Origin of the sequence: Streptacidiphilus rugosus AM-16, assembly GCF_000744655.1 — a bacterium.
Classification (GTDB): Bacteria; Actinomycetota; Actinomycetes; order Streptomycetales; family Streptomycetaceae; genus Streptacidiphilus; species Streptacidiphilus rugosus.
In genome coordinates this window covers 773,838-796,826 of sequence record NZ_JQMJ01000004.1, presented here as the reverse complement: position 1 = coordinate 796,826, position 22,989 = coordinate 773,838, and the positions used below count along the sequence as shown (strand labels likewise).

General features: G+C 71.7%; 22 protein-coding genes and 1 pseudogene. 7 read left to right on the top strand and 16 right to left on the bottom strand.

Features of this window, described 5'->3' with window-relative positions; all coding sequences use genetic code 11:
* The first annotated feature begins 154 nt into the window (after nucleotides 1-154).
* Nucleotides 155-1,426, top strand: coding sequence for a DUF2637 domain-containing protein (locus BS83_RS12655; protein ID WP_063774348.1), 1,272 nt, complete (start codon nucleotides 155-157; stop codon nucleotides 1,424-1,426).
* A 185-nt stretch (nucleotides 1,427-1,611) separates the two neighbouring features.
* Here the strand turns inward: BS83_RS12655 and BS83_RS12650 are convergent, their stop codons facing one another.
* From BS83_RS12650 to BS83_RS12595, 12 genes are all read right to left on the bottom strand, one after another.
* The gene (locus BS83_RS12650; protein WP_037603832.1) at nucleotides 1,612-4,953 is read right to left on the bottom strand and encodes a LysM peptidoglycan-binding domain-containing protein; all 3,342 of its coding nucleotides are present in this window, start codon (nucleotides 4,951-4,953) and stop codon (nucleotides 1,612-1,614) included.
* Nucleotide 4,954: 1 nt separating this feature from the next.
* Nucleotides 4,955-5,401: a hypothetical protein gene (locus BS83_RS12645; protein WP_232248240.1), complete on the bottom strand. Its 447-nt coding sequence runs from the start codon at nucleotides 5,399-5,401 to the stop codon at nucleotides 4,955-4,957.
* Complete coding sequence (locus BS83_RS12640) at nucleotides 5,382-5,942, bottom strand: TadE/TadG family type IV pilus assembly protein (protein WP_063774156.1); 561 nt, start codon at nucleotides 5,940-5,942, stop codon at nucleotides 5,382-5,384. The genes BS83_RS12645 and BS83_RS12640 overlap by 20 nt, the downstream gene beginning before the upstream one ends.
* Entirely contained in the window at nucleotides 5,939-6,406 is a 468-nt protein-coding gene (locus BS83_RS12635; RefSeq protein ID WP_051942979.1) for a TadE/TadG family type IV pilus assembly protein, read from the bottom strand. Before BS83_RS12635 ends, BS83_RS12640 begins: the two co-directional genes overlap by 4 nt.
* 51 nt (nucleotides 6,407-6,457) lie before the next feature.
* Entirely contained in the window at nucleotides 6,458-6,667 is a 210-nt protein-coding gene (locus BS83_RS12630; protein ID WP_037603831.1) for a hypothetical protein, read from the bottom strand.
* Nucleotides 6,668-6,723: 56 nt separating this feature from the next.
* The gene (locus BS83_RS12625) at nucleotides 6,724-7,620 is read right to left on the bottom strand and encodes a type II secretion system F family protein (RefSeq protein ID WP_051942978.1); all 897 of its coding nucleotides are present in this window, start codon (nucleotides 7,618-7,620) and stop codon (nucleotides 6,724-6,726) included.
* A complete protein-coding gene (locus BS83_RS12620; protein WP_232248239.1) occupies nucleotides 7,617-8,579 on the bottom strand; it encodes a type II secretion system F family protein in 963 nt (320 codons plus the stop codon). The genes BS83_RS12625 and BS83_RS12620 overlap by 4 nt, the downstream gene beginning before the upstream one ends.
* Nucleotides 8,576-10,141, bottom strand: coding sequence for a CpaF family protein (locus BS83_RS12615; RefSeq protein WP_232248238.1), 1,566 nt, complete (start codon nucleotides 10,139-10,141; stop codon nucleotides 8,576-8,578). Before BS83_RS12615 ends, BS83_RS12620 begins: the two co-directional genes overlap by 4 nt.
* Entirely contained in the window at nucleotides 10,134-10,982 is an 849-nt protein-coding gene (locus tag BS83_RS12610) for a hypothetical protein (RefSeq protein ID WP_037603830.1), read from the bottom strand. The genes BS83_RS12615 and BS83_RS12610 overlap by 8 nt, the downstream gene beginning before the upstream one ends.
* Nucleotides 10,982-11,638, bottom strand: a complete 657-nt coding sequence (locus BS83_RS12605; RefSeq protein WP_037603829.1) for an SAF domain-containing protein — start codon at nucleotides 11,636-11,638, stop codon at nucleotides 10,982-10,984. The genes BS83_RS12610 and BS83_RS12605 overlap by 1 nt, the downstream gene beginning before the upstream one ends.
* Nucleotides 11,639-11,664: 26 nt before the next feature.
* Complete coding sequence (locus tag BS83_RS12600) at nucleotides 11,665-12,303, bottom strand: hypothetical protein (RefSeq protein ID WP_051942975.1); 639 nt, start codon at nucleotides 12,301-12,303, stop codon at nucleotides 11,665-11,667.
* A 296-nt stretch (nucleotides 12,304-12,599) separates the two neighbouring features.
* Nucleotides 12,600-13,280, bottom strand: coding sequence for a hypothetical protein (locus BS83_RS12595; protein WP_157597155.1), 681 nt, complete (start codon nucleotides 13,278-13,280; stop codon nucleotides 12,600-12,602).
* 325 nt (nucleotides 13,281-13,605) lie between these two features.
* On the opposite strand from BS83_RS12595, the gene BS83_RS12590 reads away from it, so the two are divergent.
* Nucleotides 13,606-13,923 (top strand): hypothetical protein, encoded by a 318-nt coding sequence (locus BS83_RS12590; RefSeq protein WP_037603826.1) that lies wholly within the window; start codon nucleotides 13,606-13,608, stop codon nucleotides 13,921-13,923.
* A 214-nt stretch (nucleotides 13,924-14,137) separates the two neighbouring features.
* Here BS83_RS12590 and BS83_RS41750 read toward each other — a convergent pair whose 3' ends face one another.
* The 3 genes from BS83_RS41750 to BS83_RS12575 all read right to left on the bottom strand — a co-directional run bounded on the left by BS83_RS41750 (nucleotide 14,138) and on the right by BS83_RS12575 (nucleotide 16,711).
* Entirely contained in the window at nucleotides 14,138-14,857 is a 720-nt protein-coding gene (locus BS83_RS41750; RefSeq protein WP_051942974.1) for a hypothetical protein, read from the bottom strand.
* Between the two features lie 310 nt (nucleotides 14,858-15,167).
* Entirely contained in the window at nucleotides 15,168-15,737 is a 570-nt protein-coding gene (locus BS83_RS12580; protein ID WP_157597154.1) for a peptide deformylase, read from the bottom strand.
* Nucleotides 15,734-16,711, bottom strand: a complete 978-nt coding sequence (locus BS83_RS12575; protein WP_037603825.1) for a helix-turn-helix domain-containing protein — start codon at nucleotides 16,709-16,711, stop codon at nucleotides 15,734-15,736. Before BS83_RS12575 ends, BS83_RS12580 begins: the two co-directional genes overlap by 4 nt.
* 154 nt (nucleotides 16,712-16,865) lie before the next feature.
* Between BS83_RS12575 and BS83_RS12570 the strand changes: the two genes are divergently transcribed.
* From BS83_RS12570 to BS83_RS12555, 4 genes are read left to right on the top strand one after another with little or no spacing between them, the layout of a single operon-like run.
* Complete coding sequence (locus tag BS83_RS12570) at nucleotides 16,866-18,035, top strand: glycosyltransferase family protein (protein ID WP_037603824.1); 1,170 nt, start codon at nucleotides 16,866-16,868, stop codon at nucleotides 18,033-18,035.
* Nucleotides 18,032-18,733, top strand: a complete 702-nt coding sequence (locus BS83_RS12565; protein ID WP_232248236.1) for a hypothetical protein — start codon at nucleotides 18,032-18,034, stop codon at nucleotides 18,731-18,733. Before BS83_RS12570 ends, BS83_RS12565 begins: the two co-directional genes overlap by 4 nt.
* Nucleotides 18,730-19,947, top strand: a complete 1,218-nt coding sequence (locus BS83_RS12560; RefSeq protein WP_037603823.1) for a glycosyltransferase family protein — start codon at nucleotides 18,730-18,732, stop codon at nucleotides 19,945-19,947. The genes BS83_RS12565 and BS83_RS12560 overlap by 4 nt, the downstream gene beginning before the upstream one ends.
* Nucleotides 19,944-20,165, top strand: a complete 222-nt coding sequence (locus tag BS83_RS12555) for a hypothetical protein (RefSeq protein ID WP_037603822.1) — start codon at nucleotides 19,944-19,946, stop codon at nucleotides 20,163-20,165. The genes BS83_RS12560 and BS83_RS12555 overlap by 4 nt, the downstream gene beginning before the upstream one ends.
* Before the next feature lie 1,023 nt (nucleotides 20,166-21,188).
* Here the strand turns inward: BS83_RS12555 and BS83_RS48885 are convergent.
* Nucleotides 21,189-21,404 (bottom strand): annotated as a pseudogene (locus BS83_RS48885) (ISKra4 family transposase); the annotation flags it as partial.
* Nucleotides 21,405-21,930: 526 nt separating this feature from the next.
* On the opposite strand from BS83_RS48885, the gene BS83_RS12550 reads away from it, so the two are divergent.
* Nucleotides 21,931-22,479, top strand: a complete 549-nt coding sequence (locus BS83_RS12550) for a hypothetical protein (protein ID WP_198035225.1) — start codon at nucleotides 21,931-21,933, stop codon at nucleotides 22,477-22,479.
* The last annotated feature ends 510 nt before the right edge of the window (nucleotides 22,480-22,989 follow it).

Genomic DNA, 22,989 nt, shown 5'->3' with positions numbered 1-22,989 from the left:
CCTCGGTTCTCCCAACGCGGTGGGGGATCGTGGCGTGCAACGCGAGACCGAGGAGAGGAGAGGTTGCGAAGGGCTGGGACGGGTCCCACCGCAGTGTGTGAAGCTGGTGCCCTCTGTTTGAACACGGACACGACGACGGCACGGAGGGATGGCGATGGATCGCCGAGAGGTCAGCCGGGGCCAGAAGGCGCTTGTGGTCACGGTGGTGCTCGGCACTGTGGTCATCGCGGTGATCGGCTTTGTCGGCTCCTACACCGCGGTGCTCCGCCTGGCCCAGCGCAACCGCTTCGGCTGGTTCTCCTACCTCCTGCCGATCGGCATCGATGTCGGCATCACCGTTTTCCTCGCCCTGGACCTGCTGCTGACCTGGATGCGGATCCCGCTGCCCATCCTCCGGCAGCTCGCCTGGGTGCTCACCGGCGCCACGATCGTCTTCAACGCCGCCTCCGCCTGGCCCAATCCGCTCTCCAGCGGCATGCACGCCGTCGTCCCGCTGCTGTTCGTCGCCGCGATCGAGGCCGCCCGCCACACGGTCGGCCGCCTGGCTCAGATCGAGGCCAACCAGCTCTTCGAAAACACCCGCCTGGGACGCTGGATCTGGGCGCCCATCGCCACGCTCCGCCTCTTTCGCCGCCGGATGCTGTGGGAACTGCGCTCCTACGAAGAAGCCCTGGAGATGGAACGCCGCCGTCTGGTTTACCGGGCCCGGCTGCGGGCGGCCTTCGGCCGCCTGTGGCGCTATCGTGCCCCGGTCGACTACCTCCTGCTGCTCAAGCTGGCCAACTTGGGCGAGCAGCTTCCCGAGTTCAAGCTGGAGAGCGCTCCGGACCTCCCCGTCCCGACATTCTCGATCCCGAACCCCACGGGTGTCCTGGCGGCCATCCCCGCCCCGCGCGAGGAGCCGTCCACCGTGCAGCACAGCGGTGACCTGGTCGTCGCGCCCGAGGACGGGAGCGAGCTATCCGCGCTGGCAGAACTGGCCGAGCAGGGCACCGGTACCGTCGTCGGCGTCGCTGAGCCTGTTGCCCCTGTCGATGAAGCGACGCGGACAAGACCTGCGGCCGCGGAGGAAGGCGAAGCTCGCGCCCGGGTGGAAGGCCGGCCACGCACCCAGGAATCAGAGCCGGCGCCCGTCCCCAATCAGAGGGAGACCAGGAAGGCGATCTCCCGGCAAGGGAGCGCGGTGGACCGCTACCGGGCCGCGTTCGTCGACTACACCGAGCAGCACGGAACCTTCCCCGACGGCGACCAACTCGCCAAGTGGCTCTTCGAGCAGCACGGCGTCGGCGGCAGGACCGGCGAGGCTCTCAGTTCCGGCCACCTGCGCCGCTATCTCCCCGGCTTCAAGGAAGCGTGGGACGCCGAGCACACGGCCCGTAGTCTCCCTCTCAATGACAGTCAAGATTCTGCTCCCGGCCGGCCCTGACTGTGATGCTCAGTCGGTCCCGCCGGAATGCGCACCTCCCCTGGGCATGCGACGGTGGCTCAGCGGTACGTGCCGCACGCTCGACGAATTCGCACACGGCGAGCACAGCCCAGGGCGGACAGGCTCCGGACACACAAGAGGCCCCCGGTCCAGATGACCGAGGGCTTCGTGCTGTCCACCGGGGGTCAGGCGCTGCCCTTCAGGTCCCGCTGGTAGACGGCCTCGATGAGGGTCCGGGTGGCGTGCTCCATCTCGACGTCCAGGGTGCGGAGCGCGTCCTGGAGGCGGGAGATGACGTGCTGGACCTCGGAGTGGCTGCCGTGTGCTGCCTCGAGTGCGATCCAGTCCCGGTACAGGAGCTCGGCGGTGGGGTGGACATCGATCCCCTTGGCGATCGCCGCCCGTGCGGGGTGAAGATCGCCGGCTGCGGTGCGGTAGCGGGCGAGGGTGTGGGCGGTGTCGACGATGCGGGAGACCATCTCCTGGTGGTCGGGCATGCTCCAGGCGGCCGTGCTGCCGGCGAACGGGCGCCCTCGCACGAGTGCGAGGGCGGCTTCGAGGTCGCCCACCCCGGCGGGGCCGGCCAGGAGGCCGCGTTCGGCGAGCTTTTGGAAACGGTCCCAGTCGCTGCGCACCCCCGTGAGGGTGGGCAGGGCTCCGTTGCGGGCGCTTCGGGCGAGCCGGGGAGTGCCGTCCGGGGCCGGTCCGAGGAGGCTGCGTAGGTCGGACAGCCGCTGCTTGACGCTGCGTTCGCCCCAGGGCTGGTTCGGGTTCATGGCGTAGGCGAGGTCGTCGCGGGTGCGGCCGGGGCGCAGGTACAGGTAGGCGGCGACCTCGGCCAGGCGCTTGCCGCGGCCGCTGGTGCCCAGTCCGGTCACGTCGACGGGTCCCAGGATGCGGATCTCCGGGGCGTGGGGGTCGGCGGTGTCGGGCAGCGGTGCTGGCCGAGCCGTCACCTGTGCGGGCGCATCGTCGCGGGTTTGTGCGGGCGCGGCCGGTGCGCCTGGCTGGCCGGGGGCGTTCGCTGCTGGAAGGGGACGCGGGAGGGACGTGGAGCTGTGTCGTGCGGAATCGGTTGTGGTCGCCGCGAAGGCCAGGAACGGCGTGACGGGGTGTCCGGGCTGGTCGCCGGCTGGTGCCGTTGTCGGTCCTTTGCGGGTGTTTGGGGTGGTGGCGGCGTCCTGGATCGGAGGGTCTGTGGTCGGCTGGGGCGGGTAGTCGGTGTCGCTTGGGACGTGGGTCCACGCGCCGGCGGCGGGGTGGGCCGGTTGCTCGGTGATGCTCAGGTCCCGGCTGAGGATCTGGTACTCGGTCTCGGTGACGCGCTGGAGTCGGACCGGGGCGACGCCTGTGGGCAGTGTCTGCGGGTCTGTGCTGGAGCAGTCGAGCCGTAGCGCGTGGGGGAACAGAGGGCCGATGTCGCGGCCGGGCAGGGCGAGCGCGATGGGTGGGGCGGGGGAGTGGTGGATGAGGTTGGCCAGTTCCCAGGCGGTGTCCTGGTCGATGCTGTCGCTGGCGACGAGTATCCAGGGCAGGGCGGCGTCGGGATCCTGGTGTGCCGTCAGGAGTTGGTCGGCCAGGTCGGTGACGGCGTGGCTGATCGTGTCGAGGCGCCGCAGGCGACCGGTGGCCATCATGGCGGGCAGGGTGGTGTCGACCAGTCCTGAGCTGAGGACCTGCAGCTCCTGTCCCCACGGGCAGGTGGCGGCCTCCAGCGCGAGCGCGCGGGCGACTTCGCGGACCTGGGCGGGGGTGCCGTCGAGGAGGACGGTGCCGGCGGCGGCGAGGTTGACCAGCAGGAGGGTGCCGTCTGCCTCGGCGCCCAGGGTTGCCAACAGTGGATAGGGGGCGGGAATTTGGCCCGCGGCGGCGGGGTCGAGCACCGTGGCGGCCGGGTCCAATGTCCACCAGCCGGCGGGCCCGGCGGTGAACGGGGGGAGGGGTGGCCCGCTGGCGCGGAGCTGGATGCCGGTGTGGCCGACGCGGGCCGCGTCGAGCTGGGGGAGCGGCTCCCCGTCGGACAGGTGCGCGGCCAGGGTGCGTAGGGCTCGGTCGAGGAGGTCGGCGCTGGCGACGTCGGCCTGGGCGGCAAGGACCTGCTCCAGGCTGCTGGTCTGGGCCGGGACGGCGATGGTCTGGCCGGGGCGCCGGTTGCGCTGCTGCAGGGCGCGTTTGATGGCGTATCCGCCGAGCAGTCCGCCCGCGAGCAGTGCGGCGACCGCGGCGCCGATCCGCAGTTCGCTGCCCGGCGCTGACTCGCTGGTTGTGTGCGCTGCGGCGGGCGGTGCCGGTGCCGCGGCCGTCGTGCTTGGGGGCGGGCTGGTCATTGGAGGAGGGGAGGCGGTGGGCGTGGTGGCGGTTGCGGTCGGCGCGGTGGTGGATGTGCCGGTCGGGGTCCCGGTGGGTGCCGTCGTCACGGCTGATGGGGGCGGGGTCCGGGTTGGGTCGGCGGTGGGGGTGCCGGGGGCAGGGTGGTGGCCTGATCCGGACCCGCCGTGCGTGCCGCCGGCGTGGACCGTGCCTGGGGCGCCGGGTGTGCTGGTTGTGCCGGTGGTTATGGGGGTGCCGGGGCGGGGGATGGTCAGGCGCCAGCCGGGCAGGATGAGGTCCGGGTCGGTCAGGTGCGCGCCGTCGGGCTGCAGGGTGTGGGTGCTGGCTGCGTAGATGGCGGGGTAGTCGTCCGCGTCGCCCAGGTCGGTTTCGGCGATCTGCGACAGCGTCTCGCCGGGTCGTACGACGTGGACGCGCTCGTGGCCTCCTCCTGTACTCCGGTGGGCGTGGCTGCTGGTTGCGCGGGTGCCGCCGGCCTGATCATCGCTGCCTGCATTGCCCCGCGGGGATTTGCCGTCCCGGCTGAGGGGATGGTTCGTGGAGTCGGCGGGGAGCCGCAGCGTCCACCCCGGGGCCAGGTGCACGGTGTGGGCGGTCAGGGTCTGTCCATCGGCCTGCGGGACGCCCTGGTTGAGGGCGGCGATCTCCCGCCAGCGCAGCCCGTCGCCCAGGTAGTGCTCGGCGATGCCCCACAGCGTCTCGTCGCTCGAGGCCACCGTGTGGGTACCGCCCGCCTCGTCCGGCGATGCCGATCCGGCGCCGGCTCTCGCGGCGTTGGCTGCGGCCCGCTCCGGTGTCGTCGCGGCGGCATGCGGAAGGTGCAGTGTGGCCGCGGTCGCGGGTACGGCGCTGGCAAGAGCGCCGGTGGAGGGGAGCAGGACGACGATCGCGGCGACCAGGGACGCGGCCAGATGCTGGGTGACGCCGAGGACCGGGAGCCGGGGTGCGCTGCGGTGCCGCAGCACGGCCGCGGCCTCGACAGTGAAGCTTAGGGTCAGCGCGGCCCAGGCAGCCCAGCCGAGGAGGGTGAGCGCGCCCAGGAACAGGGTGCCGTTGTCCGGCCCGGTCAGCGCCCCCGTCAGCTGCGCCCAGGACGGCAGGACCCCGACGGCCAGCAGGGCGGTGGGGATGCCGAGTTCCAGGAGCGCGATCGCGGCCAGGGCGGCCGCGGCGCGCACGAGTTTGGTGGCAGCCATCTCAGCCTCCGGGCTGGTAGAGGAGCAGGGCGCTGCCGTGGCCGGTGACGGTCCCGGCGCCCAGCAGTGGGAACAGCGGTGTGAACGGGGCGGTCACGGTGACCTCGATGCGGTTGCCGACCGTGGTGACGGTGCCGGACACGCCGGCCGCCTTGAGGTAGGCGTTCGCAGCGGCGACGGCTGCGGTGTTGTCGACGGTGAAGCCGTGCCCGGTCAGCGCGCCTGCGGCGTTGAGGGACTGGGCTCCGGTGCGGGCGGCTTCCTGCGCGGTGCCTTCGGCCTTGGCCAGGGCCTGGAGCCGGCCGCCGCCGTCGACGACCAGGGCCAGAACGGCCAGGACCGCGAGGATGACGATCGCCGTGAACAGGGAGAGACTGCCCCGCTCATGCTCCTGGCGGCGTTGGTCTCGCTGCCGGCTGCTGCTTCGGTCAGGCCGTGGCGGGCGCATCCGCTTCCCCTCCTGAGGTGCGAGACGGGATGCCGCAGGTACCGGGAGTGCCGCGGCCAAGGGCGGTCCTGGGCCTGAACTCGTCCAGGGAACTGGTGAAGGAGCCCGTGAGGACCTTGCTGCCGGGCAGGCCCGGGAAGCCGACGTCGGACAGGTTGACCCGGCAGGTGACAGTCACAGTTACCGCGGCGGGCTGGCCGAGCGGCGTGGCGAACGCGGCGGTGGGGACCTGGACGTCGGTGGCCAGGCAGTGCAGTCCCTGGGCGGCCAGCGACTGGCTGGCAACCTGCAGCGCGATGGTCCGCGCGGCGCTCGGGTTGTTCTGCAGGGACGCGGCTCGGGCGGCGTCTCTCGCGGCGTCGTCCACGGTGCTGCCGGTCAGGTAGATCCGCCCGCACACGACCATCAGCGCCAGGAACATCAAGATGGCCGGCGCCAGGATCGCCAGCTCCAGCGACAGCGCACCAGCGTCGCGGCAGCGGCAGGGGCCGTCACGGCGTGGGCTGCGTACGGTCGATGCGGGGTGGCTGTGAACGGTCATGGCCCGGGCTGCTCCTTCGCTGCCGTGGCGGTCTGACTGACCGTGAAGGAGACGCCGGGGAGCCAGCAGGGCACCTGTCCGGTGACGGTGATGGTGACCAGTTGGCCGCTGTCGCTGCCGGTCACGGCCGGGCCGGTGATGCTGCCGCCGGTGCGACTGAGCAGGTCCCAGGTCTGCGTTTCCCCATCGGCGAGCGTCGCGCCCCGCAGGCGGGCGGTCTCAACGCCTTGCTGGGCGGCGGTAAGGGCCGCGTCGCGGGCGTAGTAGTAGAACCCTGCCTGCACGATGGTGAAGAGCAGCAGCATGACCACCGGCGCCAGGATCGCCAGCTCCAGCGACAGCGCCCCCGCCTCCGTGCGCTTCTGCGGCCGTCGATGCGCACGCAGCAGCCGCTGGTGGGCACGCCGCAGACGCCACGGGCGTGCGGCGCCGCCGCAGGATCTCGGAGAGGGGAAGGAGGTCATGGGTGAGGCGCGCTCCGGTGAGGACGACGGGAAAGGCGTCGGCTGGGGCGGCTAGGGGATGGCGTTGCCCTTCTGGGTGGCCTTGTTCGTCACGATCACGACGATGATTCCGGCGATGACGACCAGCGCGGCCACTAGGATCGCCAGTTCGATCGACAGTGCACCGCGGTCCCGGTCGGGATCCGCGTGCAGTGCCCGGACGCGGCGGGCGCGTATGCGGAGCAGGTGGACGAGGGCGTGGACGGCGGGGTCGGTGAACACGTCGGGCCTCCCGGGCGGCGTGGATGAAGACGGGGAAGAGGTCGTGTGGGTGCGGGTCAGCTGTTGATGATGCGGGCGATGGCCGGGTAGGCGATGTAGACGGTCATGAGGATGACGAGGGCTGCCACGGGGACGACCATCTTTTCCGAGGCGGTGTTGGCCTGGGCCTGCTGATCGGTCAGCAGCACGCCGCGCAGCGAGCGGGCCTGGGCCTGCAGGGTGGAGTGGACGGAGGCGCCCTCCTCGCCGGCCACGGCGATGATGTCCGCGGGGGCGCCGAGCTCGGGCACGCCGATCTCCTGCGAGAGGTGGCGCAGGCCGTCCCAGGGGGCGATGCCGGCGAGTTCGGCTCGCAGCAGGGCGTCGCGGATCCGTTCGAACACCCAGCCGTCGCCGACGGCAGCCGCGCGTTTGAGGGCTTCGGTGGGACCGGCGTCGGCGGCGCGTTCGAGGCCGACGAGCTCGAGGTAGGAGGCGACCGCGACGCGGAACTCCAGGCGGGCCTCGGCGGCGAGCTGCCGGATGCGGACGTCCATCAGGAACCAGAACACCGCCGCGAACACCAGCCCCGCCGCTCCCGGGACGGTGAAGGACAGCGGCTCGTTCATGGCGGCCAGCACCGCGCCGCCCAGCAGCGGGAGCATCAGCCCGTACAGGGCGACGGCGACTTTGCGGCCCAGCCACAGGGCCGGCGACTCGCGCAGGATCTCCAGCTCGCGCCGCGGCAGCCCGAGCGTGCCGAACCGGGCCAAGACTGTTGAGCCGATCCGCTCGTACACCCCGTGCGCGGTGCTGGCCTGGGTGGGTGGGGCGATGACGTCCAGGCGGGAGGCGTCCAGGCGGGCCAGGACGTCCCCCAGGTCGGAACGCCCGGGGAGCGCGGCCGCGACCGCGATCGCGATACCCGCCCCGGCGGCGGTGCCGGCCACAACGGCCGGGACAACGGAGATCACTTCCGGCTCCTTCCGGTCCGCTCGTCGGCGGCGTGGGCGCGTTCCGCGGGGGAGAGGGTGCGGTCGGCGCGGGACAGGAAGCGCGGTACCGGGCGCAGGTTCGCCATCCGGCGCATCCACACCAGCAGGAGCACGAACACGACCGCGAAGGCGATCATCGCGAGCTGTCCGCCGACGCTGCTGTAGGGACGGGTGTAGGCGCCGGAGAACGTCGACAGCCCGAACACGACCAGGCAGAACACGGTGATCCAGCGCATGTTGGCGCGCGGCTTGGCCCGGTCGGCCTCGACCTTGCGGCGCATCAGTACCTCCTCGGCCACCGACGTGGACAGGTCCTTGAGGGCTTTGCCAAGGCCTGCGCCGCGGTCTTGGACGTGCAGCAGCATCAGGGCGACGATCATGTCGGCGGTGACGTCGTCCAGGTCGTCCGCGAAGGCCCGGTAGGCGCCATCGGGCGGCCAGCCGGCCCCCAGCCTTCCGGCCAGGAGCCGGACCGGCGCGGCGATCGAATCCGGGACCGTGGCCACCGAGCGGATGACCGCACCCTCGAGGGAGAGGCCGACGGTGTGGATGTCGGACATGCGCCGCACCCACTCCTCCAGCCCCTCGAGCCGGTTGATCTTCTCGGCGTGCTCGCGGCCCGGATTGAACAGCCAGCTGATGTTTGCCGCGGCGATCCCCGACAGCAGCCCGGCCATCGGCCAGCCCGTCGCCAGCCACACCACCACCAGCACCAGGGAGCCGGTCAGCACCCTGGTGCGCCGGCCGGCCCACCAGGCAGCTCGTCCCGCGCCGCCGTCCACCCCGGCAAGAGCCCGCAGCTTCCTCTCGCCGCGGCCACGCCGACGGGGGGCAGCGGGCTCGAGCCATCCCGCCCACGCGGCGACGGCCACCAGCAGTCCGATCGCGCCCGCGCCGCCGGCGGCCGCGGCGATCAGGGCCATCAACGAAGGAGTCACAGGGGCCTCACTGTCTGCGGTTTCGGGCCCCAGGCGCCGGCCGGGTTGTGGAGCCACTGGCGGTTGAAGCCGGCGCGTTCGAGGTCGTCGATGCACAGCGGGGTGGTGTGGGGGACGCCGCGGGGGTCGCGGGCCTCGCCGTCGCCGCGGGGTGCGAAGATCCGCTGTACGGCGGGGCGGCCGCCTTCGCCGATGCCTGTCACTTCCAGGACCTCTTCGACGAAGCGGTGCTTGACGCCGCCGATCTCGGTCTCGTCGACTTGGCGGATGTAGACGATGAAGTCGACGGCCTGGGCGATGAGCCGGTAGGCCAGTTCGGTGGTCATCCCGATGCCGGATTCCAGGCACAGGGTGACGACGCGGTCGATCGCGGAGCGGGCGGTGCGGGCGTGGAGCGTGCACATCGACCCGCCCTCGCCCTCGTTCATGGCGTGCAGCATCGGCACGACCTCCACCGAGCGGACCTCGCCGACGATGACGCGGCGCAGCGACATGCGCAGCAGCTGGGGGAACAGGTCGGCCATGCTGATCTGGCCCAGCAGCCGGCCCTGGGCGTCGCGTTCGCCGTTGCCCTCGCGTTCCTCGAACGGGACGACCTGGGGGCCGCCTTCGAGTTCGTGCAGCCACAGCTCGAACTCCGACTCCAGCGTTCCGATACGTTCCCCGGGCGCGATCTCGCGGGACATCGCGCGCAACAGGCTCGTCTTGCCCGCGCCCTGGCCGCCGACCACGAAGATGTTCTTGCGAGCGCGGACGGCGGAGGCCAGGAACTGCGCCAGCACGCTGTCGAGGGTGCCCCAGCCGACCAGATCGCCCAGGTGGGTGGAGCGCAGGCGATGCTTGCGGATGACGACCTGCGGTCGCGGGGTGACCAGGTAGGCGGCCGCGAGCCGGGAGCCGTCGACCAGGCGCATGTTCAACGTCGGACCGGCCGGTGACAGGGTCCGCTCGCCCTGTCCCTGGGTGCGCGCCAGCTGGTTGATCAGCGTGACCAGGTCGGCGTCCGTGGCCACCAGCGGCGGCAGGACAGCTCGGGGGCGGTCCTGGTAGATGACCTCGACCGGGTCGTTGCCGCAGATCCGGATGTCCTCCACCCCGGGGTCGTTCAGCAGCGGCTGCAAACGGCCGGCGCGGAACAGGTCATCGAAGACCGCCTGCGCGACCTCGCTCTCCTGCGCCTTGCTCAGCGGCTTCGTCGTGGCCGCGTAGTCGGTGCCCCACCGCGCGACCGTCTCGACCACCAGCTGCCAGCCCAGCTGCTCACGGTCCTCGACCTCCAGCGCACCGGCCTCGGCCGTGCGGGCCGCCAGCTGGGTGGCGACCTGCCCGCGCAGCTCCCCGATCACAGTGAAGTCGACCGGTAACAGCCCGGCCCCACCGCCCGTTGGGAGGGCGGCGACGGGAAGTGCCGCAGGCCCCGATGTGCCCGAGCGGGCCGGCGGTGGCGGGAGGAGAGTGGGCGGGGGAGCCGGGCGCGACTGCTGCAGCGCCTGCTCGAAGCGGGCCCGCAGGTGCTCGTTCGGGTCCCTCGGGGCGGTGCCGCGGGGCAGAGTGTCAGCCACCGAAGCCCCCGCCCTGGTAGACCGACCCGAACGGGGCAGCGGCGGGGGCGAGCTGGACCCGGCGCCAGTTGGCCAGCGCACCGATCTGGTCCCAGCTGGAGCGCGCCTGCCGCAGCAGCGTCGAACGCGAGGACAGTTCACGGCCGGAGCGGGGCCCGTGCGCCAGGGCTCTGGCGGTGGCGGGGTCCCAGTCGAAGTGGGCCAGCACCGGCAAGCGCAGATGCTGACTGATCTCGCTGGCGGGCGGGGCTTTTTCCTCGCCCACCAGCAGTAAACCGAGCGCGTCGGCGCCCGTTCCGTGCTGCTGCAGATCCCTGGCCATCAGGGCGGCGACCGGGGCGGAGGCGACCACGTGCGTGAGAGTCTGACGGACCACCAGCAGCACCACGTCCGCCCGCCGCAGCACTGCCGCGGGAGAGCGGACCGCGCTCAGCTCGCCGGAGTCCACCACCGCACGGCCGGCGTCGACCACCACATCGGCGCCATCACTCTCCAGCACGGGCCACGCGCGCACCAGCTGCTCCCACACCCCGGCCATCGCCGACGCCTGGGACGGATCGGTCAGCCCAGGCAGCAGCCGGCGGGACATGTCGCCACCGTGCAGCGGGACCAGATGCTGGTCGAAGACCTGCCCCAGAGTCCCCGAGCGCTCCGCGGTCGCCAGCCGGTGCAACCCGATCGCGGCCGTGGAACCGTATCCCTGCTGGAACCCCGGGCGGACCGTTCCCCCCGACGGGTCCAGCTCAGCCAGCACCGACCTTGCCGGCGCCGCCAACGCCAACGCGAGGGCGCTGACCGTGACCGCACCGGACTTTCCCGACACCAACGCGACGACCGTCATCAGTGCCCCTGCACGGTGATCGCGACCTGCCCCAGTGCCGCCCACTCGGCCAGCTGCGGAGCACTGCCCGCATCGGTGGCCAGGTTCACCACGAGCGCGCCGTTGGCGTCCGGACCCACGACGGACACGACCACCGCGGTGACCGTCTCCGGGACCGGGCTGACCTTCGTCGCACCGGCCGCGGGGGTCTCCACGACCGTGACGCTGTCGCCGGGCTGCAGCAGCCCGGCGGGCACCTGGCCCGGCTTCGCCAGTACCCCCACCACGGTCTTCCCCGCGCTCGAGGGTGCCTTGCTTGTCACCGACGCCAGCGTGATCAGCGAGCCCGCCGGCAGATCCATCGCGGCCTGCTTGCCCAGCACTTCACCGTCATCGGCGACCGCGATCGGCGCCAGCGCCGGGTCCGGGGCGACCTGCGCCACTGCCAGATCCGAGCGGCCGATCACCTGCCCCTTCGGCACCGCGTGGGCCAACGCCAGCACAGGCATCCGGTCCCCGGCCTGACTGACCATCGCGTAAGCGCCCAGACCACCGACCGCGGCCAGCGCCAGCCCGGCCGCCATCAGCACCGGCCGCCGCGCCCGGCGCGGGGCGTCCGGCAGGCCCGGCACCGGCAGCACGCCGGAGTCGGGCGCGGTGCGCGGTTTCGTCACCATCGTCTGTCCTCGATCCCGCTTGTCGTCTAGTTGTTCACGCTGCGCAGCTCGCCGATCTCCACGGCTGAGGTGGACTGCCGCGTCACGGTGATCTGCCCGGTCTGCCCGGTGGTCGCGGTCCAGTCCACGACCCACGTGCTCGTCGCGGTGATCGCGTACTTCCCGCCCGGCTCCTTGTCGGAGGTCGCCGTGTAGATGTGACCGCACGCCGGCACCTGCGCGCCGAAAGAGGCCTGGTAGGCCACCCCAGGGTTGTCGCACGTGACCGTCGACCCGTCGCCCATGGACCACACGATCTGCGTCGCCGAGCCCGTCGCGGTCACCGTCACGCCCCCGGCCGACGCCGCCGCCGTGTTCGGGCCCCACGTCGCTGGCGAAACGTTGTCCCACAACCACACCGGCAGACCCACCACGCCCTTCGACCCGGGCGGTGGAGCGATCCCGACCGCAGGACCCACCAGCGCCATCTGCGAAACCGCCTGCTGCGCCAGAGCCTGCACGTTCACGGCCCCGCCGAAGCCGGGAGGAGGGTTCTGGAACCACTTTGCGGTGCCGCCAGCCAGGCCCGTGCCCGAAATCAGTGGGCACTCGGCCGCGTAGACGGCTCCATCGCCCGGCTTGTGGCCCTGCCAGAGGGTGCTGCTGGCGTCAGGTTGGGGGCTCATCAGCTTGTAGTAGCAGCCGTCCTGCTCGTCGAACCAGCCAAACAGCTGGTCGTAGCAGGGGAATGAGTGTCCATGGAACGAGCACGAGGCGGAACCTCGGCCTGAGCCGCCACCACCGGAACCCCCGCTGCCTCCGCCTCCGGGCGCTGGGGAACTGCTCGCGGAAACGCGGCAGTTGCCGGCATAGGGACCGCAGCTGACGCCCCCGCCTCCGCCACCGTCCGCGGTTGCCCGGCTCGGGAGGAAGCAGATGGCCAGAGCCACGGCGGCCGCTAAGGCTCCCGCGACCCGTCCCCTCAGCATGTCTTGTTCCGGTTGATCTTCCCGTCCGTGATTCGCCACTGAACGTTGTCGAAGGATGCCGTGAACGTCCACGGGTGACGGAAGACCTGATCCGTGAGCGGGGCGGGCTTCCCGGTTGACTTGTCGTAGGGGAGGAAGTTGGTTGTGTCGATGCAGTCATTGATCGTTGCGGTGAAAGGCTGCTTCGCGAGACTGATCGCAACGACCTGTGGGGAAAGCTGCGGACGCCCACGCATCACGAGATTTTGCGAATTGTAGTACTGCAGGGTCTGTTCGATGTCGTAGAAGGCCGGGCCGAGTGCATAGGTGTTCACTGGCAGGCCCTGCAGACTTCCCGTGGAGTAGGCCTGTACCTGGATGTTCCAGAAGCCCTGGTAGGCCGTGAGCAGCTTCGTCCTTGCCGCGTCTGTGGCGTTGGGCGAGGGGGAGGCGCTGGGGGTCGGGAGGGTGGTGTCGGTCGATGTGGCGACGTGCTTGGCCGAGGTCCCGCATGCGCTGAGGAGTAGGCAGCTCGCTGCGACAGCGGAGGCGACCAAGTGTCGGTGTCGGGCTCGTGCGGGTGCGAACGGAGGTTGATTCTGCTGCACGGTGGGGTCCCCCTTACTCAGCGTGGAGCGAGCGATCTTGAACGGATCGTACTGCTTTTGCGTGACTGATTGTCGTGTGTTGGTCAATCGGCCCGGGGTCGTGCAGGGCTGTCAGCCTGCTGGTGTTCAGCAGGCTGCCCTGGTGGGCGGTTCCCGCGGCTGGCCAAAATCACCTTGTCGGGTGACAAGCGTTCTTGGCACATGACACCCCTCGCGCGCGTTCCATACCGCAACCGAGCTGCTGCCACACCTGCTCCATTCCTGCAATCGGGGACCACCAGACCGCAGCGTCAACTCCCGGCAGCCGAACACAGCCGAACCGACCGCCTCGCCGCGGGCCCCGACGCCGGGTCAGGCCCTGCTGTGGGAAGCCGCTGACCGTATCCCGCACCTCACCCTCACCGGCGCCACCGTGCGCCGCCTGGCCCCGAAAGCCGACGAGCTGCTGCACCGGGGCTGGTCCAGGAGCCGGCTGCTGACCGTGCTGACCGCCGACACCGACGATCTCACCCATCCGCGAGGAGCGCTTGCCTGGCGCATCGACGACCTGCTCGCCACACCCGTACCGCAGGAGACGGTGCACCCGGCAGCCAAGCCACAGCGTCCCGCCGACCAAGGAGTCCACCGCGAATGCCCCGGCGACGACGGCCTGTGCGGCCGCCCGCTCACCGTCGGCGAGACCCTGTGCCGCACCTGCGCCGGACCCGCGCACCACGTCGAAAAGCCGTAGCCCGAGGAAGGGAACCCGGTAGAGTGGGTCTACCTCCGGTAAGGGTCCAGCGGTCCCAGTCGGCCGGAGAGTGCGGCCGGGGGAGGAAGCCAACCTCCCACCACGATCCCGTGAGGGAACGTGGAACCGGCCGCTTGCCCTTTCCGCGGGTGGTGCGGCCGGTTCAGCCGCGCTTGGACTGGCGGCGCGCCTGCGCCAGCGCGGACTGCCACTGCTAGAGCGGCGCGCCGCTCCCGTCGCCGGCCTGCAGCGCGACCGCCGATACCGGCCCGCAGGCAGCCTCCTCCAGTGCGCGCAGGCAAACGCTGACCCGCGCCCGGTGCCCGTCGGAGGCACCGCGGCGCCGCTCGGCCTCCGCCAGCACCGCGACGGTGTCCCACCGCCGGCTCGGGCGCGGAGGACCGCTCGCCTCCGCAGGCTCGATCGGCTCACCCAGGCCGTCCAGCCGGCCCTGCGCGTGAGCGGAGGCGAAACTGGCGGTGTCCGCGAAACCGAGGACCGCGGCCACCTCACGGGACGTCAGCGTCGGCTGACTCACGTCGACACCGGCCGTGTCCTGCGGGACGGAGCGCCCCCTGCCAGGCGCCCGGTTGCCACGCCCCGAGCGTCCGGCGTCCCAGGCCAGCACAACGGACCGACGCCACTGCTTGCGCTTGTACCCGGCCGGCGTGACCTCGAGCTCGTCAGGCTCCGGGAAGTAGCCCGGCTTGGCGACGTAGGCCGTCACCGTCTGTTCGCGCTTCAGCTGAAGAAGCACCGCGATGTGGGAAGCTCGGACCAGATCGCCCATCCAGGCCTCAACGGCCTCCGCGTCCCACTGCTCATCCGAGCGCGGAGCGGGGAACCCGGTCTCCGACGCACGGGCCACGATGCAACGCAGCCGCTCCGGCGACACGCCGTACCGGGCGACGATGCCGTCGAAGTCGATAGACATGGGCTTGAGGTGCAAGACGCAGGTCCGCCCCCGGTGTCCCGTCTCAGCTAAGTCGGGCCAGTCTCACGCGTTCCGGATCATCCGCCCTTGGTGGTCCACGTTGACTGAGACGTCGCAGTTGGCGGCGCTGCAGCGGGGTCAAGCGCGAGAGGGTTGGCCCGGCTTGTGCGAGACGACGGCTTTGGTTCGCGTCTCACTCAAGTTGGGCCACCGCAGGTCACGGCGTCGCGGTGGCTCGACTTATCTGAGACGGTACACCCGGCGCGCCCATGGGGCGGGACGCGGCCGGGGCTGGGGATCGTGATGTCAATTAGGCCTCGTAGGACCAGGACCGGCCGGTCTGCCGGTACTGCTCCACTGGCAGCGGTTCGACACCCGGGCGCATCCGGGACAGGTAGAGCAGGCCGTCGAGGTGGTCGATCTCGTGGTGGATCAGCCGCGCGAGGCCGCGCTCGTAGACGGTGCAGATGGTCTGGCCGTCCAGCGTGGTGGTCTCCACGGTGATGGCCAGCGGGCGTGGGACCAGGCCGCGAACGTCGAAGAAACTGAGGCAACCTTCGTACTGTTCGTCGCTGTCGGGGGAGTGGTCGGTGATGCGGGGGTTCAGCAGGATGATGGCGGGCGCGCCGGCCTCGGCGGGCTGGACCACCGCGGCGGCGCGGTCGATGCCGATCTGGGGTGCGGCGATGCCCATGCCCTTGGCGAAGGAGTGCACTCGGCTGATCGGTTCCATCGCGGCCAGGAGTTGGTCGACGACGGTGTCGGCCTGGTCGCGCTCGTCGGGCAGACGGAACGGGCGGGCGGGCCGGGTGAGGACCTCCTCGCCGTACTGGACCACGCCGAGGTCGCGCATCTGCTGGCTGGGCTGCACTTGGATCACCCGAACTCCCTCACCTGTTCCTGCGGTTCGGGCCTGGCCCGGAACCTCCACTCCAGACGGTAGCGGGCGTGCAGGGCGGGGGCAGCCGTGGACCAGGTGAAGATCCTCGCCCCGTCCTCCTCGCTGCGGACCGGAGGGGTCCGCAGCGGTGACGCCTCGGCGGTCATCGAGGTCTCGGTGCCCCACACGACCGGGTCGAGGCGCGCGGGGAAGGCGAGCTGGACCTGGAGGTGCTGGGTCGGCAGCCGGACCGCGCGCTGGAACCAGCAGCCCCACTTGGTGTCCGAGACGGTGTAGGCGTACTCGATCCACACGCTCTCGCCGGGATAGAGCGGGAAGCGTCCGCGGCTGTTCTCGAAGACCAGCCAGACCTCCTTGAACGCGTCGCGGTCGTGCTTCGCGCTCCAGACCATCTCCTCGCCCCGGCAGGTGGCCGTGAGTGTGAGTTCATCCCAGGTCAGCGGGTTGGCGCGGTAGTGGGCGTTGGACAGCTCGGGGTCGCCGGGGTAGCGGTCGACGCTGATGCGGATCAGGTACCGCGTGATCGGCTCGCTGCCGGTGTTGCGCAGGCGACGGCGCATGGTGGCCCGGTAGCTGGAGCCGTCGTAGTCCAGGCGCGCCTGGTCGTGCTCGACCACCAGCGCGGAGCCGGTCGCATAGGGCATGTCGTGCCGCTGGGCGGGGACTGGCTGGGCGGTGCCGCCGCCGGTGCGGCGCGCGGTCTCGTAAGCGAGGTAGCGCTGCCAGATCGCGTTGCCCGCCTGCAGGTGCTTGTCGGCTTGCCGGGCGAACTCCTCGGTGGGCTTGTGGCGGCCGGACTCGATGTGGCTGACGTAGGACGGGTCGAAGCCCATCTTGAGGGCGAGTCCGCGCTTGGAGTCGCCGCGCACCTCGCGCCAGTAGGACACCTCGGCGGCGAAGTCCTCGTGCGCCTGTTCAACGGTGAGCTCGTCCGTCGGCTGCTGCTGGTGCACCTGCCTGCCCCCGCGCCCGTGATGAGGATGAATGAACCGTGAGTGAGTCCAGTTCACCACTCCGTCACGGCACCTGTGCGGGCTTTTCTTCCATCAGCGGCCCGGATTCACCCTCCTGTTCGGCGGGTCGCCGACACGAGGAAGGACCCGTGCTGTGCCCCGCATCCTGTACCTGCTGAACATCTCCAACCCGAGCCAGCTCAGCGCCGACTCCGGCTGGCAGTTCGCCGATCTGCTCGCCCCCGCGCTCATCGACCAGGGCACCGAGCTGGTGGTCGCGGCCCCCGCCCGCGTCACCGACGAGCGCGCCCACTTCCAGCGCATGCCCGTGCCGGCGTCGAAGTACCGGGTCCGCTTCGACCCGGGCATGGACTACCTGGTCGGGGTGATCCGCCGCACGAACCCGGACGTCGTGGTCGCCAACCAGATCGAGGCCGCACCCGCGATCCGGGCCGCACTACTGGAGGCCAAGTCGCCCGCGCTGCTGGCCGGCTACTGCCACTACCTGCCGTTCTCCTTCGCCGAGGGCGGCCAGCTGCGGATCGATCCGGCGATGGACGACCGCGGCCTGGGCCTGCCGGTCCACCTCGCCTTCGCCGCCGGCCTCGCCGCGCTGGACCGGGTCCTGGTGCATTCCGCGACCGCCGCGTCCTCGGTCAGCGCCGCCGCCTCCCGCGCCGGCGCCGACGTCACCGAGCGGTTGCGGGTCGTGCCCGCGCCCAGGGACGAGCGCCTGGTCCGCGACGCCGGCGAACTCACCGCACCCGCCCCCGGCGAGCCGGTCACCGGCATGTACAACCACCGCCTGTACGCGCACTACGGCACCGCTCGCTTCGTCAAGCTCGCCGACCGCCTCACCAGCGAGGCCGAAGTGCAGGTGCGGCTGCGGGTGATGGACCTGTTTGGGCAGCGCAGCCCGGAGCGGATCGCGCTGGACGACAGCCCCGAGCGGATGCGCGACCAGCTCGCGGCCACGCCCGGCGTCGACATCCTGACCGACGGCGGCGACCGAACCGCCTACCGGAACCTGCTGGTCACCTCGAACTTCGCCCTCGCCCCGTTCCGGCCGGGCTGCCCGTGGGCGATGTCGGTGGTCGACTGCCAGGGCATGGGGCTGCCCGTCATCGCCCCGCGGACTGGCTGGTTCGCCGAGCACATCGACGACGAGCTGCTGTTCTCCACCAGCACGCAGGCCCTCGCCCTGGTCGAGCGCCTGGCCACGGACCCGGTCTTCTACCTGGAGCACGCCAAGCGGGCCCTCGCCTCCACCGCCGACTTCCACCCCGCCCTGGTCGCCGCCCGCTACCTGGAGGCCGTCTCGTGATTCCCGACGCCGTCATGCTCTCCTACGACGAACCGCTTGCGGACAAGCTCCACGCCCGCCTGCAGCGCGTCCTGGGCGTCCAGGCCAAGCGCCTGCACGGAGTGCGCGGCATGCGCCGCGCCTACCAGCTCTCGGCCGAACTGGTCGACCGCGAGGTGTTCTTCCTCGCCGACGGCGACTTCGTCATCGCCACCGAGTTCGACATCACCGCCGTCGAGCCGCTCGCCGACGACGTCTCCATGCGAGTGTGGCGGGCGAGGAACCCACTCAACGGCCTCATCTACGGCTACGGCGGCCTCAAGCTGATCCGCCGCTCCGCGCTGCGCGACCTCGGGCACGCGATCGACGTGCTTGCCGCCCTGCCGGGCCGCGTCGACTTCACCAGCGAGATCGCTGGCACCACCCGCTGCAACCAGAGCCCGTACCACGCCTGGAAGGCCGCGTTCCGCGAGTGCGCCATGCTCGCGCGCGGCAGCGAGTACGGCATGAGCGACCAGGGCAAGGCCGACCGCATCACCGCCTGGAAGGGCTGCGACCGGGGCGACTTCGCCCAGTACGCCGTATCCGGCGCCCGTGAAGGGGTCGCGTTCGCCGCCGACTTCGCCCGCTGCCCGCACGAGTTCGACCAGCTCAATGACCCCGACTGGCTCCAGGCCCGGTTCATGGCCGCCCACGGCGAGCAGGCGGTCGTCGGATGACCCCCGCACTCGCCCTGGTCGAGCCCCGGGCCGACCGCACCGACGGGCACTACACCCGCACCCTGCTCGCGCTCGCCCAGGCCGACGGCGACGCCCTCGCGGTCCTCCCACCGCTCACCCCCACCGCCCTGGCCGAACAGCTCGGGACGGCTGGCGCCCACGTCGCGGTTCGGCCACACGGCACCGCCGCAGCCGTGCTGCACGCGGCGGCACGCCACACGGCCGACGCCGCCACCGCGGTCGGCGCGCTGTTCCACTCCCGGCGCTGGCCCCGCCGAATGCGCCGACTCACCCACCAGCTGGCGCTGCTGGCCACCGCCCTGCGCGAGGCCGCCGCCGTCCGCACCGCCCACCGACTGCGCCCCGGCACGGCCGTCGTGGTGCTCACCGCCGCACCCGGCCTTCACGCCCTGGTCGGCCTCCTCGGCGGCCGGCACCTGCGCTTCGTCCACGAGATCACCACCACCGAGGACCTCCCGCTGCGCCTGATCGGCCATCTCGCCCGCCCAGGCCGGGCCAGGGTGCTGGTCCTGGCCCCCACCAGCCCGGTCAAGGACGACATCACCGCACGCTTCCCCGGCCTGCCGGTACAGGTCCGCCCCTACGCCGTTGCCGACCCCACGGACCGCGTCAGCGCCACCGAGCGGGCCAAGGCCCGCGCCGACCGGGGGCTGACCGGCCGTCACACCGCCGTCGCCCTGGTCGGCGGCTGGTGGCCCGAGAAGGACCTGCTGACCGTGGACCGGGCGCTGGCCCAGCTCACCCGCCCGGTCGACCTGCTGGTCACCGGCTACCCGCTGGACCACCAGCGGATCGACCAGTGGCACGCCCTGCCCGGTGTTCGGGTCCACCTGATCCCAGGGCCGGCCAGCGACCGGGAAGTGCGCGAGCTCTACGCGGCGGCCGACGCCGTCCTGGTCTCCCGGCACCGCGGCGTCGGGAAGGAGTCCGGCCTGGTCGCCGACGCGATCCGCTTCGGCCTCCCCCTGCTGTGCTCCGAGCACCGGCCCGACCTCACTCGCCAGCTCACCGGCAAGCCGTGGGCCCGCACCTACCCCGTCGGCGACCCCGCCCAGCTCGCCGCGCTGCTCGACCAGCTCGCCGACCAGCCGCTGCCGCCACCCGGTCCGGACGCCGCCGTCCTGCTCGGCATCCCCACAGCGGCCGACCAGGTCGCGTTCCTGACCAACCGCCAGCCCGGAGAGCCCCGATGACCACACCGCCCAGCCCGCCGGTGATCGCCGTGATCGGTCCCGTCGAACCCGAACTGCTCCCGGACCCGGGTGCTGCGCACGGACGCGCACTGCGCAACCAGTCCGGTGCCGCCCGAGGGCGCATCATGCGCGGTGCGCAGTTGGACGTTCGGCGCGAGCGCGCGCAGCGCAGCCAGGTGCGCATCGTCAGCGCTGCCGTCGGTGCGCAGCCACAGTGACACGAACAGCTGCGCAAACCCGGAAGGGTCCTGCGCGACAACTGGGGCCGCCGCGGCGCTCCCGACTCGGGCGGGAGCGTGTGCCGGGGTGCGAACGGAGGCGCAGGAGGCGAAGAGCCCCAGCGGGCCGGCAGCGAGCGCGGCCCACACCGCGAGGCGGCGCAGCCGGCCCTGGCGCCAGGCACGGCCGGCATCAGCCGGGTCGACCACGTTCACGTCGTCATGGGCGAAGTCGGGCGTCGGCGCGGGGGAGCGGGACATCGGGTCTGCCTCCGGGACTTGGTCGGATCCTGTGCCCAGACCAAACCCCGGGAGGGTCACCACTACGGTCTCCAGATCCACCCGGCGCGATCACGAGAACGTCACGAAAGGAAGGTCACCAGTAACCAGCACTTCGCGGACGGAAATAACCAGTACCCGGCATCGAGCTCGGGTTGACGGCACGACACAGCTGTTGACCCGCACTGGTGACCTTTCTGGTGACCTTTGCGTGGACTGGGTAACCAGTAACTCCTCCCGCCCGAGGCAGCTCGCGCCAGACCCCGACCATCCGTCCGCCCAGGCGCACTTGAGTGAGACCCAATCCACTCGCCTGCCGCCCGCGCGCCAGGCATCGCGGCACGGCGCCTGCCGTCGCCTGCCCGCCGGATCGAGGTGTTGGCGGAGTCCGCCTTGGCCGGCTGCGTCCGCCCAGCCGGCACCACCCAGGGCAACGCGATCCACCCCAACCCCGATGCGATCGGCCGTCACCAACGCTGCAGCAGTGCCATGTCCATCACCGAGCACCCCCTGCGTCACGCGCGACGCAACCCGGCCAACGAGCCGCGGCGCTCGCCCACCGCGCACCGATCGAGAGGACATGCGCGCCGCCCTGCTCCTGCGCATCACCGCCGACTGCGCACTGAAGGGTGCGCACCAGATCGCCGCGCACTTCGGCCACCGGCGGAGGGAGCGATGCGCACGCGCAGCGCAGAGCGGTTCTGCGCGCACCGATTGCGCAGTAACCGTCGGCATGGATGCGCGCGCGTAGTGACGCCAGTAGAGGTCGAAGTCGCCGTTGGCGACGACCGCGCGGAGGACGGCTTCGGCCCCAGGAAGGCCCCCGCGGGCCCGGTGAGGTCGAGCCAGTCGGCAAGTGGCGGCAGGCGCCTGCAACGGCGCCGGTGGGATCGCCCAGTCGCCGGCGAGGGCGGTGTCGTAGCGGAGCTGGTCGAGATGCCCGGTCAAGGTGCGGCGGCAGGCGGCAGGCTCGCACGCCCGCGGGGACAACATGAGAGCACCCCACCTTCAGACCGACTGGTTACTCCTCGCACCCGGTCACCGCAAAGGTATCCACCGCAGGCCAGCACCCCATGCACACCACGTCACCCCGGGGATAGGTGCCCGCCGATACCCCTTCAGCGCACGGCCGGACGGAGCCTGTTACGGCATTGAGTCCACCGTCGGCGCAACTGGAGACCGTGGCGGTGACCGGTGTGGCGTTGGCTGCTGGCACATCCCTGGAGGAGGACATGTGCCCGACCTTCCGCTGCTACCCCACCCCGACCTGCCTTTCGCGGGGACCGTCCTCTACGTGTCCGGTGGGCTCTTGTTCCTCGCCCGGGCCGGGGCACCACTGCCAGAACGCCTCGCCCACCCTGGGCGTGACGGGTTCGGACCCGGACCTGCCCGCGTGCTTCTCGCGGCCCTGACGGTCTTCGCGGGCATCGTCCTGTGGCCGGCACCTGTGGCCTGGACCGCAGCCAGGCGCTGGAAAGCGCAGCGCGTGCGCTCGCGCTCAGCCCTGCGCAACCCGGTCCGCACGCAGCTTCCCCTGCACACGGTGCTGGGCTGCGAGGAGGAGGCGCTGGACCCGCCGGTGTACCTGGCGCAGACGGCCACGGTCGGCGCCGAGGAGGATTCCGCCTGGAGAGAGCCAGACTGGACGCAGGCTGCCGCCGCCCGGGTCGTCGACGCACTCGGTGAACGCCGGTTGCTGGAGGCGGCCTGGGCTGCCCGCACGTTGCTGTGGGACGCGGAACGCGCCTTCGGGCCGAACAGCAGCCAGCTGTGGCACGCCACCGAACTGCTTGCGCACGTGTGCCACGAGATCGGCGACGACGTGCGAGCCGTCCAGCTGTACGCGCGCGCCGCGCACGGGTGGGCACAGAACTTCGGCGCCGGGCACTGGGAGGCGCGAGCGGCTTACGACCGGGCACGTGCCCTGTGGTCCGGTGTCCGCGCAGCTGGCACGACGCACCCGGCCACCGCGCTGCAAGTCGCTTCGCTCACCCGGCTCTTCGCGCGCACAGGTGTGCCGAGCTGTGGGCGGTAGAGGGGGTCGTGACCTCGGCATTGTGAGCGCTGAGTTGCTCTGGCTGGCGCTGCCTGGCCACGACTGCCTCGCGAGGACCTGTTCACCTTGCTGTCCGAGTGGCCACCCTCCTGCGAGCCCGATGCCCGCTCCGTCGTTGACCGCCCTCACCGCGGCGGCGATCGCCTCGAGCTGCAAGACCCGCTCGTCCAGCCCATCCTGCTGAGCACCTGGTACCCCGGGTACCACCATCTCCTCGGTGAGGGCCTCGATCCGCTCCCTGGTCTCCCGGCCGGCGCCGGTGAAGGCGCCTGCGGCGTTGCTCTCGGATGGGCCCATCAGCACCGACCACCGGTCCACCTTCGCTGCCACGGCCCAGGCCACCCTGGTGACCCGTCAGCCCCCCCTGGATACCGGTGGTTGTTATCGCGTCGTGAGCTGGCCGGGCGGTTCTGGAGACCGTAGCGGTGACCCTGCCCGGGTCTGCTTCCCGTGTCGGATCCCACCGATTCCCTGGAAGGCGACTGTGCA